The organism is Dictyobacter alpinus (assembly GCF_003967575.1).
Taxonomy (GTDB): domain Bacteria; phylum Chloroflexota; class Ktedonobacteria; order Ktedonobacterales; family Ktedonobacteraceae; genus Dictyobacter; species Dictyobacter alpinus.
In genome coordinates, this window is record NZ_BIFT01000001.1 from 5,241,838 (window position 1) to 5,257,603 (window position 15,766).

General features: G+C 53.3%; 15 protein-coding genes. 10 read left to right on the forward strand and 5 right to left on the reverse strand.

Annotated elements, in window-relative coordinates; genetic code table 11:
- Positions 1 to 184: 184 nt before the first annotated feature.
- The 4 genes from EL633_RS20645 (at position 185) to EL633_RS20660 (ending at position 4,278) form a co-directional block, all read left to right on the forward strand.
- The gene (locus EL633_RS20645; RefSeq protein WP_126629004.1) at positions 185 to 1,390 is read left to right on the forward strand and encodes a sensor histidine kinase; all 1,206 of its coding nucleotides are present in this window, start codon (positions 185 to 187) and stop codon (positions 1,388 to 1,390) included.
- A 398-nt stretch (positions 1,391 to 1,788) separates the two neighbouring features.
- Entirely contained in the window at positions 1,789 to 2,592 is an 804-nt protein-coding gene (locus tag EL633_RS20650; RefSeq protein WP_126629005.1) for a PhzF family phenazine biosynthesis protein, read from the forward strand.
- 323 nt (positions 2,593 to 2,915) lie between these two features.
- Positions 2,916 to 3,230: a hypothetical protein gene (locus tag EL633_RS20655; protein ID WP_126629006.1), complete on the forward strand. Its 315-nt coding sequence runs from the start codon at positions 2,916 to 2,918 to the stop codon at positions 3,228 to 3,230.
- Between the two features lie 172 nt (positions 3,231 to 3,402).
- Complete coding sequence (locus EL633_RS20660; protein WP_126629007.1) at positions 3,403 to 4,278, forward strand: DinB family protein; 876 nt, start codon at positions 3,403 to 3,405, stop codon at positions 4,276 to 4,278.
- On the opposite strand, the gene EL633_RS20665 is transcribed toward EL633_RS20660, so the two are convergent.
- On the reverse strand, positions 4,275 to 4,757 hold the full coding sequence (locus EL633_RS20665; protein WP_126629008.1) for a group II truncated hemoglobin: 483 nt from the start codon (positions 4,755 to 4,757) through the stop codon (positions 4,275 to 4,277). The genes EL633_RS20660 and EL633_RS20665 overlap by 4 nt on opposite strands.
- Before the next feature lie 402 nt (positions 4,758 to 5,159).
- Between EL633_RS20665 and EL633_RS20670 the strand changes: the two genes are divergently transcribed.
- Positions 5,160 to 5,627 carry an SRPBCC family protein gene (locus EL633_RS20670; protein WP_126629009.1) on the forward strand — a complete coding sequence of 156 codons (468 nt, stop codon included), beginning with the start codon at positions 5,160 to 5,162 and terminating at the stop codon, positions 5,625 to 5,627.
- Between the two features lie 88 nt (positions 5,628 to 5,715).
- Here EL633_RS20670 and EL633_RS20675 read toward each other — a convergent pair whose 3' ends face one another.
- Together EL633_RS20675 and EL633_RS20680 are read right to left on the reverse strand one after the other, a co-directional pair.
- A complete protein-coding gene (locus tag EL633_RS20675) occupies positions 5,716 to 6,537 on the reverse strand; it encodes a phosphosulfolactate synthase (RefSeq protein WP_126629010.1) in 822 nt (273 codons plus the stop codon).
- Between the two features lie 28 nt (positions 6,538 to 6,565).
- On the reverse strand, positions 6,566 to 7,939 hold the full coding sequence (locus EL633_RS20680; RefSeq protein WP_126629011.1) for an MmgE/PrpD family protein: 1,374 nt from the start codon (positions 7,937 to 7,939) through the stop codon (positions 6,566 to 6,568).
- Between the two features lie 185 nt (positions 7,940 to 8,124).
- Here EL633_RS20680 and EL633_RS20685 point away from each other — a divergent pair, with 185 nt between their 5' ends.
- From EL633_RS20685 to EL633_RS20700, 4 genes are all read left to right on the forward strand, one after another.
- Entirely contained in the window at positions 8,125 to 9,003 is an 879-nt protein-coding gene (locus EL633_RS20685) for a LysR family transcriptional regulator (protein WP_126629012.1), read from the forward strand.
- Positions 9,004 to 9,504: 501 nt separating this feature from the next.
- The gene (locus EL633_RS20690) at positions 9,505 to 10,023 is read left to right on the forward strand and encodes a transposase (RefSeq protein WP_161982288.1); all 519 of its coding nucleotides are present in this window, start codon (positions 9,505 to 9,507) and stop codon (positions 10,021 to 10,023) included.
- A gap of 243 nt (positions 10,024 to 10,266) precedes the next feature.
- On the forward strand, positions 10,267 to 12,516 hold the full coding sequence (locus tag EL633_RS20695) for an ArnT family glycosyltransferase (protein ID WP_126629014.1): 2,250 nt from the start codon (positions 10,267 to 10,269) through the stop codon (positions 12,514 to 12,516).
- Between the two features lie 292 nt (positions 12,517 to 12,808).
- Positions 12,809 to 13,189, forward strand: a complete 381-nt coding sequence (locus EL633_RS20700) for a hypothetical protein (protein ID WP_126629015.1) — start codon at positions 12,809 to 12,811, stop codon at positions 13,187 to 13,189.
- A 135-nt stretch (positions 13,190 to 13,324) separates the two neighbouring features.
- Here the strand turns inward: EL633_RS20700 and EL633_RS37865 are convergent, their stop codons facing one another.
- Together EL633_RS37865 and pdxR are read right to left on the reverse strand one after the other, a co-directional pair.
- On the reverse strand, positions 13,325 to 13,453 hold the full coding sequence (locus tag EL633_RS37865; RefSeq protein WP_281275901.1) for a hypothetical protein: 129 nt from the start codon (positions 13,451 to 13,453) through the stop codon (positions 13,325 to 13,327).
- A 51-nt stretch (positions 13,454 to 13,504) separates the two neighbouring features.
- Positions 13,505 to 15,010, reverse strand: coding sequence for a MocR-like pyridoxine biosynthesis transcription factor PdxR (gene pdxR, locus EL633_RS20705; RefSeq protein ID WP_126629016.1), 1,506 nt, complete (start codon positions 15,008 to 15,010; stop codon positions 13,505 to 13,507).
- A 161-nt stretch (positions 15,011 to 15,171) separates the two neighbouring features.
- On the opposite strand from pdxR, the gene EL633_RS20710 reads away from it, so the two are divergent.
- A complete protein-coding gene (locus EL633_RS20710; RefSeq protein ID WP_126629017.1) occupies positions 15,172 to 15,633 on the forward strand; it encodes a carboxymuconolactone decarboxylase family protein in 462 nt (153 codons plus the stop codon).
- Positions 15,634 to 15,766: the final 133 nt, after the last annotated feature.

Here is a 15,766-nt window from a genome sequence, read left to right on the forward strand (position 1 = left end):
AAGTGAACGTCTCTGAGCATGTCCACGATGGTGTGCATGTCGTTGCAAAAAAATAAATAACCTCTCCTGCTTTGGGGTACATTGACGATCGAAAAATTAAACTATAAAATCAAAGTGGTGTATGACTAAGTATAGAGGAGCTTTTATGCAGATAGGTTGAGTTTTTGTGTCTGGGAGATGCAACGTGTTAAGTAAGTTTTATGCACGCAATCTGTGGCCTCAAAGAAAACATATCCAGTGGCATATCTATACGATGGGACACATGCCGCTGTGGCGTCGTCCTCTCTATGGATATCTGGCTGGTTTTTTGTTGGTCAGCATTGGTCTCCTGACAGGCCTTGAACGCGAAAGCTGGCAGATACCGGTCTTTCTTCCCAGTGCGTTCCTGAATTTCTATATTATTCTGGTGGCTTTTATCTGGGGCTTTGGTCCTTCGCTTCTTACGCTTCTGCTGGGTTTGTTGGTGATCGATTGGCTCTATGTCCATCCCTATGGTCTTATTTTTCATAATTGGAGCATCTACAATATCAGCTTTTTAGCGACTTTCGCGCTCTCTGGCATCATTATTTCTTTAATTGTCCATCAACGTGAGCTAGCGCGCTTGCATGCCCAGTTGAATACCGATAAGGCCCAGGAGGCACATCGACAGCTAGAGGATTTTATTGGCCTGGTGAGCCATGAGCTAAAGACGCCTTTGACGGCGACCCAGGGCAATATTCAACTGGCCCAGCGCCGATTGCGGCGCTACATTAAAGAGAGCGAGCCAGCTGATCAGCAGCGACTCACATCGGTGCAGCAGGTGCTCTCCATTGCGCTACGGCAGACGGAGGTGCAGCATCGGCTCGTCGATGATTTGTTGGACGCCTCCCGTATCGAGGGGCAGCGACTCCACATGATCAAAGTTCCTTGTGACCTGGTCCAGATTGTACGCGAGGCCGTCGAGAGCCAGCGCATCATTGCTCCTATGCGTACGATTGTGCTGGAAGATATCCCCGATGAATGTGTTTCCGTCGTAGCGGATGCAGATCGTATTGCGCAGGTCGTCAATAACTATCTCTCCAATGCCTTAAAGTATGCCCCCAGCGATAAGCCAATTTCTGTCCGCATTGAGAAGCAGGCCTCCCAGGCCCGAGTGCAGGTGCGCGATGAAGGTCCGGGCCTGCCCGAAGACGAGCAGGAGCGGATCTGGACGCGCTTCTATCGAGTGTCCACCATCCATGTCCAGGAAGATTCGGGCGTTCCCAACATCGGACTAGGCGTTGGCCTGCATATTTGCCGCGCTATTACCCAGCAGCACCAGGGCATGACCGGCGTGATCAGCCGCCCCGGAGCAGGCGCCACCTTCTGGTTCACGCTGCCGCTTGCAACGACTGCACTATATAATAAATAATCACTTTGAACGATAGTGGCGCCATCAAATTCGTCGGGCTCACCTATAAGCTCGACTTTGTACATTTTTCGCTCTTTGACAGCCTTTGTTTTCCACACTCATCGTGGAGCGTGCAGCCAGCCGTACTCGGGCTCTGAAGGGCCCATGCTTCTTTTACGTGTGGTGTCAAAAAGTGTTCTCCGAACACTTTTTGACACCACACGTAAAACTCTTGGAGCGCCAAAGGCGCCCGAGTGTGGCTGGCTATACCTCCACAATGAGAGTAGGAAACAAGCGCTAGCTAAAATAGAGCACTATTGGCTTGCTCGATATATAGCATATTGGCTGTTGAGTAGAGCATAGAGCATCTTCTACAATGGGATTAGAAATAATGTTATATTGCAGGAGAATTATGGAATATGAGCCTTCCTTTGTTTCACGTTGATGCTTTTACACGCACACCTTTTGCGGGCAATGCGGCGGCGGTCTGTGTGCTGGATGGGCCACGCGAAGATGACTGGTTGTTGCAGGTAGCAAGAGAAATGAACCTTGCGGCCACCGCTTTTCTCTCTCCCGAGTCTGATGGCTATCGCTTGCGCTGGTTCACGTTCAAAACAGAGCTTGAGCTCTGTGGTCATGGTACGCTGGCCAGTGCCCATACGCTCTGGGAGCAGGGTCTCCTGGCACCAGAGGCGGAGGCCCATTTTTATACACGCGGCGGCCTCTTGACCGCCCGACGAGCCGGCGATTGGATCGAGCTCAATTTCCCTGCCAAGCCAGGACAAGATGTAGCCGAGCCTATGCCCATCCTGGCCCAGAGCCTGGGGGTGACACCACAGCGTGTCGTCAAAAGCCAGCTTGATTATCTGGTGCAGCTGGAATCAGAAGCCGCTGTGCGTAGTCTGCAGCCGGACTTTGGGCTGCTCGCCACCATTCCTGCACGTGGAGTCATCGTCACAGCCGCCGCCAGCGATGCGGCCGCCGAATACGATTTTGTCTCCCGCTTCTTCTGTCCCAGTGTCGGCATCAATGAGGATCCCGTGACCGGATCCGCCCACTGCGCTCTCAGTCCCTTTTGGAGCCAGCAACTTGGTCGTGAAAGCCTGACTGGCTACCAGGCATCCACGCGTGGCGGCATTGTGCGTGTCACCCTCGACGGCGAGCGCGTCCACCTTGGTGGTCAGGCCATCACCATCCTGAGCGGCCAACTGCATTCAGTCTAATCCCTCCTGATGAGCATATCCCGCATAGCTCGCAACCATGTGGTTGTGAGCTATGCGAGCTCACAAATATCCTCCACAAACACTATTATCATGGGGCTTTCCTGCTTATCGCATATCATGATCTTATTGACTTTCTTTTCTCTTTTGTGGTATTGGTACTACGAACCGCACTTCTACAAATAATAGTTGTGGTTGTACATTTGATGGATTTAAAAGGGGCATTTTTTCTTCTATGCCCCTTTTGATCCCGGCCTGCTTTATGACGAGTTATATGCAAGTATAGCTTTGTCTGTGAGCGGAATGCGAGAGGGAAAAAAGAAAGTATGGGTACCAGTAAATTTGATGCGTTGACCAGATCGCTGGCGACCAGTACATCCCGTCGACGGGCTATGGGGGTATTATTCGCGGGCGCTGTGGGTGGTGTGCTCGGTGCCAGTGGCATCGGCAAAGCCCTGGCCGCCGCGAATTGTAGTTCTTATGGGACGAAGTGCGCGCACGCCCGTGACTGTTGTTCGGGCGACTGCTTCAACGGCAAGTGTAGCTGTAAAGCCAAAGGGGTCATTTGTGGCTTCGATCGTGAATGCTGCTCAGGAAACTGCATGACGTTCGCCGTAGCTCCTAACTCGTACTGCGCATAGCCATCCATAAAGTTCAGCGAAGATACATCCGGGGATGTCGTAGGCGAAAACAAGCGCCTACGCCATCCCTCATCTCGTTATTGTGGGGGTGAGATGGTTGACGAAGATGGGCATAATTTTGTAAGGTATAAGTATAGAGTAATGGGATAAAGATGCTGAAGGAGCAGAACTTATGGTACAGGTTGATAAGTTACCCTCTCGTCCGGCTTTGCTGTTACATGTCAAGGACCTTGTCGCCAGTCGCGCGTTTTATACTGAGGTGCTTGGTTTTGGGAGTAGTGATGAGGATCTGCCCGCAACGTTGGCAGTGGTAACAGATTTTAGCCATGAGGCAATCTTACTGGCTGGCCCCGATGCGGGCGATATTACGGATTATGTGCAGGAGAGATATGTCACGATCGAGCCTGGCACTTTCCTGACGCTGTTTTGTCCGGATCTGGACGAATTGAAGGCTCAGTGGGCTACACGCGGATTTACCAGTATACGGGAACTGAAGACGGTCTTCGGTGATGCCGCGCTGGGTGTGCGTGATCCGGATGGCAATATTCTGCTTTTTACGACGCGTTCAGCTGAGGATGTGCTTGAGCGCTATGCCCAGGGACCACAACTCCTGGATGAGGCACTGGCCGGGTTATCTGAGCAGGATCTACAGCTAACGAAGTCTCCCGGTGAGTGGAGTATACAGCAACTGGTGCATCATATCTCTGACGGCGATGATCTCTGGATGCATGTAGTCAAGGCTGCGTTAACACAATCGGGATGCCAGTATCGGCATGATTGGTATACCACCGATAATGCCAGTGCCGGTAAGCTGGACTACGCTGGACGAGCCATTGGACCTGCCCTGGCGCTTTTTCGTGCTAACCATGAGCACACATTGCAACTGGTGCGGCATTTGCCGGCTGCTATGAAACGCTGCGTCGTATTTACCTGGGTTGGCCATGAAGCGACAACCTTGAGCGTACAGGATATGCTTCATAGCCAGGCCTATCATGTCATGACCCACTGCAAGGAGATCCAGGAGATCCGCCGCATTCATGGTCGTTAAGGGGTCGTATCCTGGGGAGGCTGAACGATCCAGTCCCAATGGGGCATCGGATCCAGGTCCTCGCCGATCTCTACGCCGGGCTGCGAAACGGCCAGGGCGATCCGGCTGCCCCATTCAAGATAGCTGACAAAGGCCGCGCGAAACTCCGGGTCAGCGGGCAGCCCGATCTCGTCGGCTGTTTCCAGCAACACACTGACCCAATGGGCGCGCTGCTGCTCACTGAGGTGACGATTCAGATGCTGCATAATCAGGTGTCGATGGCCTCCCCGATGCTCCGTGTAGGACTTCGGGCCGCCAAAGACCTCACTCAGGCACCACGCCACATACTGTGGATGATCCTCAGCCATTCCGGCAAAGAGCGGCCCGATCAGGGGATCGGCCAATACTTTCGTATAGAACGTCGTCGTCAGCCGCTTGAACGCTTCCTCGCCACCGGCCCACTCATACAAGGTTGGTGGCAGCGTCTTCTCGGTTTCCATGCTATGCACTCCTTAATAAACCATATACCCGCTTTTATTCACTCTATCAAGAAAAGCCAGAAAATTCATTTAGCATCTCCTTCTCTATTATCACCTATACGCGAACAGTTGTCCCTGGTAATTTACCCAGAAATCCTCCTGATATTTATAACAGGCCAAAAAAACCTTTAATTACCTGACATTTGTGGAGTATAGTGAATATAAGTCAAACTATCATGCCTTTCATGTTAAATTTGTATTTGTATGGGCTAGATATTTCTATAAGTGTTGTATTCCCAGATAAAGAGCAAGATCGAAGAAGTTTTTTTCTTTATTTATCGGTAGAATTATAATTGCAGTATGCAGGAATATCTATTATCAACATGAGCGAATTTTAAGAGAGATAGGGAAGAGAGGATAGCTATGAACACATCTAGTACTCAGAATTTCACCACGACCATTTTGGTAGATCGACCTCCAGGCGAAGTCTTTAATGCCGTCACCAATGTGCGCGGATGGTGGTCAAGAGGCATTGAAGGTAACGCCGAAAAACTCAATGATGAATTTATCTTTCAGGTTCCAGGCGTCCATTATTCCAAACAAAAATTGATAGAGGTAATCCCTGACAGAAAAGTTGTCTGGTTGGTTACGGATAGCGATATGAGTTTTCTTGCAGATAAAAGCGAGTGGACGGGCACAAAAGTCATTTTTGACATCTCTAAGGAAGGCGATAAAACGAAACTCACCTTTACTCACGAAGGTTTAGTTCCCCAGGTTGAGTGTTATGGTGCCTGCATGCCTGCGTGGACACAGTATATCCAACAGAGTTTGTTGCGTTTGATCACCACGGGTAAAGGAACACCCAACCTTGAAGGAAGTGTCTCACGCTAGAGATGATGAATGTATCTAGATGTAGACTTTCACCAGCATAGAGGGCGGTTGCGCTCTGGCTCCCTGAGGAGAGCCAGAGCCGGACAAACTAGCCTTTGTAGGTCAGGACACGGCCCCAGAGGCTTTTGTTGCCCCAGATGCCGGCGCGCAGGCATTCGAGTTGGACGATCTGGCTGTGATCCACGAACACGTTGACTTCAGGACCATAGTTCTTGATGTACCAGGCAAAGACTTCGGGATCGGCGGCCTCGAACATGACTTTCTCCAGGCCGAGTGCGCCGATGATCCTGGCGGCGGCATCCGTACGCCATGTTTTGACGTTTTCGGTGATGCCCTCGGACTCGATCATGATCATGTAGGCGCCGGCATCCAGGAATCTTTTGGCTTGCCCGATGGCCCAATCTACGTCCCGTGTGCCCTCGGATTCCAGTTCCTCAATGGCGGTGGCGCCACCGGCGCCAAACTGGATGCCTACCTCGGGCTTGGCTTTGAGTCCGACGCGCTGCACCTTCTCGATCAGCCGCAGCCAGTCATCGACCGGGATCGTGATGAAGCCGCTAGAGATCTCCAGGATATCGAAGCCCACATTGTGGCATTCCTCTATATAGCGATTCACGGCCTCTGGCCCCTGGGTCAATACATGTTCGATGAAGCCGCCGGTAGAGACCTGTACATTATAGCTATGGGCCAGCTCAATCAACTCTTTGAGTTGTTTCTGCGGCATCAGTGTAAAAGACCCACCCGCGAACTTCAGTGAATCCACATATTCACCCATCGTCTCCAATACATCCTCAAGGTAACGCTTGCCCATCGGCGTATAGTACGGTCCACGGATCTCAGTAATGCCGCGTGTGCGCGGTTTGCCTTCACGCTCATTCATACGGATAAATGGAAATGCACGCTCGTTCATGATACCTGCTCCTTTTTATTCTTATAGTCTAGAATGCATGGACAAATGCTGGCTGTAATACTGCGGTTAATTGGGCAACCGTTTTTGTTTCTAACGCGGCGACGGTCTCGCTGATCGCTGTCCGTTGTGCGCTATCAGTGTAGGGCGTGGTCAGGCGTTCAAACTTGGCGAGAGCTTGTTGCCAGGACATGGGCCGGCGCTGGAAGCCTGCGTAATCTTGTTTCTCGATGCTGAGTTGTTGACCATCTTTGAGTGTGACCTGGATATGGCAGGGCATCTCGGCGGGGAAGCGCTGGCTCAATGCCGCGTCGGGTCTGATGCTGACGCGGCGCAGGAGATCCTGGACATCATGCTGTCCGATGCGCTCGGGGAGATATTGTGCGGGCGAAACATCGCCATCCAGGAGCGCGACCGCCGCTATATAGGGTAGGCTATGATCGGCCTCTTCCTTGGTGCGAATCTGGCGTTTATCACCTTCTTCGCCGCCGCCAATGATGTGATAGGCCACATCAAAGATGTCGATCTGGACACGTTCGATCTGTTCCGCTTGGATCTGATGGGCCGCCCGCAGCTCTAGTAGTCCCTCTAGCGCGGACTGCGAATGAAACTCCGCGTTATATTTCTTGACGCTGGTAGAGCGTACCGCCTCAAGATCCTCCTGAGACCAGTCCAGGATGAAGGGGCCGCTGATCGCATCCATGAAGCCCTTATTTCCTTCAAAGACCTCCATGGGACCCGTGATGCCGCGCATGGCCAGGAAGGTGGCATGCGTGGCGGCAAAGGCCGTATTGGGATAGGCCAGTCCCTTCCAGTTGGAGAGGTTGCCGGTACGCGTGACGCGCAGGGCATTATTGGCCGTAGCACTGATCGCCACCGCGTTCGCGATCCCTGGTTGGTCCAGTTTGAGCGCCTTCGCCACGCCGGCCGCCAGCGCATAAGCGCCCTGCGTCGTATGATCGAAGCCCTTCGCGCGCACCGGAGCTACCTCCGAGAGCCGACACTGCACCTGATAGGCCAGTGCCAGGGCCGTCATCAATCCCTTGCCGTCCTGTTGCGCATACTCGCTGGCCGCCAGGACCGCTCCCAGGTTATCGCTGGGATGACAGGTCTCTTGTTTGGCGATAAAGCTATCGTTATAGTCCAGGTAGCGTACCAGGGCCGAGTTATAGAGTGCAGCCCGATCGGGAGCGGTCTTGCCGCCACCAATCAGGCTGCTCAAAGGCTTGCCGCCAAAGTCATCAAGCTGGGCACGCAACATCTTGATCGGTGGAGCGTCCAGCGCGCCAATGGCACATCCCAGCGCATCCAGGATACGGATCTTCAGTTGTTGCCGCGCATCCTCTGAAAGATCCTCGTATCGCACGCGCGCAACAAACTCTGCTAATTGTTCAACCTGCGTCATTGCTTACTCTTTTCTGCTCCGTCCAGGAGCGACAGAAAATGGCTTTAAAACTGCTACTCTCTTTTTTCATCTATGCTGTTGTTGTGATCACTCCATTACTATAAAGCATGCAAGTTGATGCGTCCAACACCTATTTGATATAATGTTGATCTTACCGTGAGATCAACTATAGGGGGTAGGCCGAGATGGAGTTTCATCAACTGACATATTTTCTAGCGGCGGCGCAGACGCAAAACTTTCGCCGGGCCGCCGAACTCTCGTTAGTGGCGCAATCCGCCTTGAGCCGCCAGATCGCGGCCCTGGAAGACGAGTTAGGGGTTGAGCTGTTTACGCGCCACAAGAAACGCGTCACCCTCACGCCTGCGGGAGAAGAGTTCGCGCTGCACGTGCGCAACGCCATGGAGCAATTGCAGGAGGGTCAGCAATTGCTGAGTGAGCTACAGGCCGGCCACCGGGGCACCATCCAGCTTGGTTGTATCGAATCACTGGCCACCTCATTTCTCCCGGCCCTCTTCGCCACCTTTCACCAGCAATATCCCAATGTCCGCCTCAAAGTACGCGTCAACCACACTGACGAACTGGTAACCAGTGTCGAGCAGGGAGAGATCGAGCTGGGCCTGATCCTCGATCCCAGGATGCAATCCGAGCTCCTGATCATCAAAGAACTCTTTCGTCAGCCGCTCCACCTGCTCGTCGCGGCGCAGCATCCCCTATCCCAGCAGAAGAGCGTCACCCTGTCCCAGGCCATCGCCGAGCCCTTCTTGCTCCTGGACCAGACATCGCGCATGGGCCAGATCACCAAACGCATATTTGTGCAGCGTGGCCTCCCCATGCAGCCCCTGGTAGAGATAGAATCCGTCGAGGGCCTCAAAGAAATGGTCCGACAAGGCATCGGCGTCACCCTGACCCTACCCGCCCTGATCCGCCCATCCCATCTAGAGCACGACCTGATCCTGCTCCCCATCGCCGACCTCACCGAAGAATTCATCTTCGCCCTCATCTACCGCCGCATCGGCCCCATCTCACGCGTAGCCCGTGAATTCATCCACACCATTGGAGCCTGACCCTTATCAACTCGGCAACGCCAAACAAGATTCGTGTAGGCGCCACAGCACTGCGTCTCGTTCTAACCCCTCGACCCACGAAACCCCAGCAGTGCGGCCTTGCGTGTGGCGCCCACTCGACGTACGAAACGTTGGCTGGAGGCGCTCCGTATCACGGCGTACGATTGGCTCCCCTCAAGATTGGCGATCCTGTTAGTAATGGGACGACGTGAAAGGCGGGTTGGTCGTACGTCGAGTGGGCGCCACACGCAAGGCCGGCATGTAGCATGATCGAATGCGAAACATGCATAAAGGCATACATGCCTGTGGCGCCTACACTATTCATGTTTCTTGATGCATGGCCGCTGGGGAACGTTTGGCAGGCCCACCACTCATGTTTCTTCAAGCGTGATCGCTCCGATTACCAATTCGTCAAATACATTGGAAAAATTTCCTGATTTCGATCTTTATCCTGGTATCTGGTTACATAGAGAGGTGTATAGATATGTTGGGAGAAATGAAATGCATTTATTTGGATATGATTATCGATTACCAGGGTCCTACGCCATTACGATATGCACAAAGCAAAAAGTATGGATCTTTCAACATCCTGTTTTACGATCTATCTTATATGAGGAATGGATTAATCTTCCTCAACATTATATAGGTATCGCTCCCGGTATTATGGTGGTAATGCATAATCACATCCATGGTATCTTGACGATTGAAATAGAGGACCCAGAAGTTAAAAGTGTGATAGAAATGATCTGCGGATACAAGTCATGTGCTGCAAACGCCTGGTTACGATACATAAAAGAGAACAATATCGATCTTCCAGGCAAAATATGGCAGTCGAAATTCTACGACCATATTATTCGTGGGGAGCAGGATTTTAAAGCGCAGCATACATACATCTTGAATAATCCGGCAGTGTTTGAGGAGAGACGACATGCGCAGGCGAATGAGAAAGAGCGAAAGCAAAGCCAATCAAAAGATCAAGAGCAATCTACTAATGAGGTTGAGTCAGATGAGGAGCTCTAATTTTCGCGAATTGTGATCCACTTCACGTAGATACGATGACGTTAGATTGCATGTGGAGGGAGGGTGAAATGGCCACTTCATAATTTATTTACAAATGCCTGTGCTTTTATTGAGAACTGTCTCTTATACTGTGCATAGCGAACCCGTGTATGCATATGCATGTGTTTATGCGGTGGGGGATTTTGACATGTCCTGTATTCATTGGAAATGATCAACCTTCCTTGAAGGAGAGATAGAAAACTCATGGCTGATATTGTTGATGTGGCAACTACACCTACGATCGAGCAAAATCCACCAGAGCGAGATATGGTGATATCTCGTTTGTGGCAGCGTATTGCTTTGGGGGCAGTACTCCTGCTTGCTGTATTTATGGATTTCTTTCAATTGGGCCAGAATGGTTATGGTAATGCCTATTACGCGGCCGGTGTGCGTAGTATGACGGATAGCTGGCATAATTTTTTCTTTGTCTCGTTTGATCCTGGTGGCTTTGTGACGGTGGATAAGCCGCCGCTGGGTTTCTGGTTGCAGACGCTGAGTGCTAAAATCTTTGGTTTTACGCCGTTTAGTATTTTTCTACCGCAGGCGCTGTGTGGTGTGCTGGCGGTCTGGTTGCTGTATCGCCTGGTGACGCGCCACTTTGGTCCGGTGGCTGGCTTGCTGGCCGGACTGGCCCTGGCTGTGACTCCGATCAGTGTGGTTACTAATCGCAATAATACTATTGATGGCACGCTGGCCCTGGTGTTGTTGCTGGCCGCCTGGGCGGTGATCCATGCCGCCGAGAGTGGCAAGTTGCGCTGGCTGCTGCTTAGCGCGGTCTTTGTTGGACTCGGTTTTAACGTTAAGATGGCCGAGGCGTACCTGGTGGTGCCGGCTCTAGGTCTGACCTACCTGCTGTGCGCGCCGCGCAAAGTCTGGACCCGTGTCTGGCACCTGCTACTGGCCCTGCTGGTCATGTTCGTCCTCTCCCTTTCCTGGGCGCTGGCCGTTGATCTGACTCCCGCCTCAATGCGGCCCTATGTTGGCTCGACCCAGGATAACTCGGAGTTGAGTCTGGCCTTTGGTTATAACGGCCTGAATCGGTTGCGTTTTGGCGGGAATGGCTTTGGTGGTGGCGGTGGCCGCACGCGTCCTGAAAACGCCAATCCTACTACTCCCCCTCAATCGCGTACCACCGCTTCACAGGCTCCGGTGAGCTATCGTAGTACTGCTGCTCCAACGCCTACTCCTACGGCCACGAATCGTCAATTCCCAGGTGGTGGTCAATTTCCGCGTGGCAATGGCGCGGGCCGTCAATTCGCCGCCGGCCCAGGAGGCATGCAGAATGGTGGGGCCGGACCATTGCGCTTGCTGGGGGTTACTCTGGGTGGGCAGATTGGCTGGTTGCTGCCCTTTGCCTTGATCGCGCTGATTGCGCTCCTGGTCCAGCAGCGTTTCCGTTTCCAGGGGAATAAGCGCCAGATCGCGCTGGTACTGTGGGGCATGTGGCTGCTGACCATGGCGACCTTCTTCTCGGTTGATGGCTCGTTCCATCAATATTATATGACTGAGCTATCACCGGGCATCGCTGCGCTGGTCGGTATCGGACTGGTGGGAATGTGGCGGGCGTATCGCGGCGAGACATGGGATGGCTGGTTGCTTCCCCTGGCGCTGGCCCTGACCGCTGTGGCCCAGATCTATATGCTGACGAGCTATCCTGATTGGTCGCTATGGCTGAGCCCCATCATCGGCATACTGACGGCCCTGGTTGTGATCGCCCTGATCGTCTTCCGTGCTCGGCCGCGCCTCAACCGCTTCGGCCGCGTATCGCGGCTGTTCGGCAGCCTCGCGCTCCCCGGACTCCTCGTACTGCTGGTCGCCCCAACCATCTGGTCCGGCTACTCGGTCTTGCGTAATGTCGAATCATCCTCGCCTACCGCTGGCCCCACGGTCCAGACGGATGCCATCGCTAATTTCCCTGACTTCCCTGGCTTCCCTGGCCGAACCGGCGCGGCAGGGAGCACGCGTGGCGGCCAGAATGCGGCTGCCAGAGCGATAGGCGGCTTTGGCGGGGGTGGAAACGCCAATCCGGCCCTGGTCAGCTACCTGGAACAGCATCAAGGTACAGACAAATTTCTGCTCGCCACCGCCAGTTCCAATACCGCCGACTCCATTATTATGTCCACCAATAAACCCGTAATGGCCCTCGGAGGCTTCAGTGGAGGCGATCCCATTCTGACCACCACGGACCTCCAGAAGCTGATCAGCAATGGGACCGTACGCTACTTCTGGCTCAGTTCAGCTAGTAGCAATACATCCGGTCGCACGACCACCCCGGGCCAATTCAATCCCGTGACGGCTGGCGGCTTTGGCCGACAAAACCAGGACAGCACCTGGGTGACCAGTAACTGTCAACTGGTTCCTACCAGCGCCTGGCAAACATCCTCCAGTTCAACCGGCGCTATAAGCCAGCAGGCTGGCAATCAGCTCTACGATTGTGCTACCACTAAACCCTGATGCTTTGGTATAAACCGATCCTTCGTTTGACTATCGAGGCGACTCAAACAGATGGTCCCACATGGTGCATCCATGTGGGACCATTTGTTTGAGCATTGCATGGTTGTGCCTGCAACATAATGAACGATTGGTAGCACTTTCCCACCTGGAACGACCTGAATGTGAGATAAATCACTTTTCTATCTGTGAGCTACTTCATTGTTTTGCTAGCTTTTTTATTGCATACTTCTATCAGTTCCTTCGTTAAACATCACTAATGTATTTAAATATTTAAATTTCAGGAGGTCTGTTAATGAACACACAATCTGCTCTTTCCACTCCTTCTCGCAAATACATTGCCATCCTGGTACTTGCAATCGCTTGTCTGGCTCTGCTGCTCTTTGTGTTTCATTTTGCTGCTCCCTCATCCCAGGCCTGGGCTGGTCCTGGCGCACCTCCAGTAGCGATCGGCCCTGGCCCCGGAGCTATTTCCTCGCCGCAGACCTGGGCTGGTCCTGGAGCTATTTCCTTGCCGCAGGCCTGGGCTGGTCCCGGAGCTATTTCCTTGCCGCAGGCCTGGGCTGGTCCCGGAGCTATTTCCTTGCCGCAGGCCTGGGCTGGTCCTGGCGCACCTCCAGTAGCGATCGGCCCTGGCCCTGGTGTAGCGCCTGCCGGCTTTATCACAGTTGACTGAGGATCTACCCTGGCATTAAGCAGGAGAAGGTGGCGCCTGGGAAGCCCAGGTGCCACCTTCTCCTGCTTAATTGGACATGTATGTTTTTTACATAATTTCAGGTGATAAGCATATCAATCGAATCATAAGAGGCAATTATTTCAGATCCAACGTGGTCATGATCAGGGACATGAACGTGGGCGGAGGAGACGGCCCACGTTCATGTCCCTGGTTACGATCGCGATCGCCGTCTCCTCGCTCCACGTTGTCTCGTAGCTCAAACATGATTGTGTCCATCTGTTCCAGGCGAAAAACGTTATGTGAGATGTATGGGCCTCATGATCGCCCACGGAGGGCGCGGGCCAGTTTTTGTACGCCGGTCTGGAGTTCTTTGGGGGTGGAGGTGGCAAAGCCGAGTACCAGGGCGTCGCGTTGGAGGGGGCGCAGACTGTAGGTTGAGAGGGATAGGATGGGCAATCCTTGCTGAGTCGTTTGCTTGATGATGTACTCGCCGCTCATATCCTGTGGGAGCCAGGCAACCAGATGCATGCCAGCCTCGGGCGTGGTGATCTCTAGCAGGCCGCCAAGTTCCTGGGTGAGTGCCGTGATCAGTGTATTGCGGCGCTCAAGATACATGGCTCGCATCTTGCGCAGGTAGCGGGCAAAATGGCCCTCGACAATAAAATCGGTGAGCGCTAGCTGTTCGAGCAGCGGAGGGTGGACGTCGATGAGGCGGCGGACCGCGTTCAGGCCGGGCAGCAGCGCGGGCGGCACGACCAGGTAGCCCAGGCGTAATGAGGGGAAGAGTACCTTACTGAAGGTGCCAATATAAATGACGCGCTCACTGTTATCCAGTCCCTGGAGTGCTTGCAGGGGGCGACCACTGAAGCGATACTCGCTATCATAATCATCCTCGATGATCCAGGATTGTGCCGCGCGACTCCATTCCAGTAGTTCCAGGCGGCGCCCCAGACTCATGGTGACGGCGCTCGGGAACTGGTGTGATGGCGTCACTATCACCAGTCTGGCCGAGGAACTTAGCTGCCGGCCGGCCTCGACATTCAGGCCCTGCTCATCTACCGGTACTGGTATCAATCTGGCTTCGGCGGCCAGGAGCGCGCCACGTGCGCCCATATAGCCAGGATCCTCAACCCACGCGGACTGACCAGGGTCCAGCAGGGTGCGCGCCACCAGGTCCAGCGCTCCCTGTGAGCCGGAGGTCAGGATTAATTGTTCTGGTGTACATTGGACACCGCGTGTGATGCCGATATGGGTCGCGATCGCCGCACGTAATGGCAGATAGCCCTGTGCATGCTGGTAGCTTGCGACGTCCGGTAGCGCTTGCCGCGCCTGTTTTGCTACGAGCCTGGCCCATAGCTCGTATGGAAAATGTGTCACATCGGGCTGACCCACACGAAATGGATTGGTGCCAGATGTGGCCTGCTCGCTATAGATATCTCCTGTGCGCTCGGCATCGAGCAATGCCTGGCCACGCTGTGCCAGCGGCGATTTTACGCCCGGTTGTCTGCTTGGCTTTTTGACACTCTTGCCTGCTTGCCGTAACAGTGAAGACTGTAGTCGGGCTACCCTGGTACCATCGCCGACCCGACTCTCGATATAGCCCTCCAGGAGTAGCAGTTCATAGGCTAGAGCCGTCGTATTGCGCGAAACCCCTAGCTCGCTCGCCAGTACCCGCGTCGAAGGCAGGCGCACCCCCATCTCCAACTGTCCCGCCAGAATCTGGGCACGCAGCCGCTCATAGAGCTGTCGATAAAGTGGCGCGGCCGCATGTTGATCCAGGATAATGTTTGTCTTCTCGATTGGCAGTGCTCGTTTCATCATCCTTACCTGCTTCATTCCTTTTCAATTTTATCAATAATGGCATCTTTACTATAACTAAAAATGGCTCTTTTAACAAGGCCATTTTTTTGCTACTCTATGGCTATCGTTAAGACAAATACATCGTTTGAGTATAGAAGCAAGTAAAGGATGGATAGAGAATTATGAAAGCCAGAATGAACTATTCAAAAGCTGCTCCAGGTGCTATGCGAGCCATGAATGGACTTGAGACGTATCTTGCCAAATGTGGTCTGGAGCCAGCTTTAATGGATTTGATCAAGTTGCGTGCCTCGCAGATCAATGGTTGCGCATACTGTGTTGATATGCATAGTCTGGACGCGCGTGCCGGTGGAGAGTCGGAGCAGCGCCTCTATGCGCTTCCCGTCTGGCATGAGACACCATTTTTCACCGAGCGTGAGCGGGCCGCCCTCCTCTGGACCGAGAAGTTGACCCTGATCTCGATTGATCATGTGCCCGATGAAGTCTATGAGCAGGTGCGCCAGCATTTTAGCGAAGAGGAGCTCGCCAATCTCACACTGGCCATCGCCACCATCAATGCCTGGAACCGCTTCGGCATCAGCTTCCGTAATGTACCCGGCGAATACACACCGGCCAAACATTCCTGATCGCGCGCTTGTGGCGCGATCCTGTTGGATAGACCTCATACCTGATACTGCTGGCGAATTGATGTTGCCAGCAGTATCATAATTTTTGGTTAAGCGCTTTTATGGCTACGAAAACAGTGGAAAAAGCAGCAAA

Excerpts from the sequence above, each read along its gene's own strand:
- EL633_RS20650 (WP_126629005.1), top strand. The coding sequence starts at position 1,789 with ATGAGCCTTCCTTTGTTTCACGTTGATGCTTTTACACGCACACCTTTT.
- EL633_RS20655 (WP_126629006.1), top strand. The coding sequence starts at position 2,916 with ATGGGTACCAGTAAATTTGATGCGTTGACCAGATCGCTGGCGACCAGT.
- EL633_RS20660 (WP_126629007.1), top strand. The coding sequence starts at position 3,403 with ATGGTACAGGTTGATAAGTTACCCTCTCGTCCGGCTTTGCTGTTACAT.
- EL633_RS20665 (WP_126629008.1), bottom strand. The coding sequence starts at position 4,757 with ATGGAAACCGAGAAGACGCTGCCACCAACCTTGTATGAGTGGGCCGGT.
- EL633_RS20670 (WP_126629009.1), top strand. The coding sequence starts at position 5,160 with ATGAACACATCTAGTACTCAGAATTTCACCACGACCATTTTGGTAGAT.
- EL633_RS20675 (WP_126629010.1), bottom strand. The coding sequence starts at position 6,537 with ATGAACGAGCGTGCATTTCCATTTATCCGTATGAATGAGCGTGAAGGC.
- EL633_RS20680 (WP_126629011.1), bottom strand. The coding sequence starts at position 7,939 with ATGACGCAGGTTGAACAATTAGCAGAGTTTGTTGCGCGCGTGCGATAC.
- EL633_RS20685 (WP_126629012.1), top strand. The coding sequence starts at position 8,125 with ATGGAGTTTCATCAACTGACATATTTTCTAGCGGCGGCGCAGACGCAA.
- EL633_RS20690 (WP_161982288.1), top strand. The coding sequence starts at position 9,505 with ATGCATTTATTTGGATATGATTATCGATTACCAGGGTCCTACGCCATT.
- EL633_RS20695 (WP_126629014.1), top strand. The coding sequence starts at position 10,267 with ATGGCTGATATTGTTGATGTGGCAACTACACCTACGATCGAGCAAAAT.
- EL633_RS20700 (WP_126629015.1), top strand. The coding sequence starts at position 12,809 with ATGAACACACAATCTGCTCTTTCCACTCCTTCTCGCAAATACATTGCC.
- EL633_RS37865 (WP_281275901.1), bottom strand. The coding sequence starts at position 13,453 with ATGTTTGAGCTACGAGACAACGTGGAGCGAGGAGACGGCGATCGCGAT.
- pdxR (WP_126629016.1), bottom strand. The coding sequence starts at position 15,010 with ATGATGAAACGAGCACTGCCAATCGAGAAGACAAACATTATCCTGGAT.
- EL633_RS20710 (WP_126629017.1), top strand. The coding sequence starts at position 15,172 with ATGAAAGCCAGAATGAACTATTCAAAAGCTGCTCCAGGTGCTATGCGA.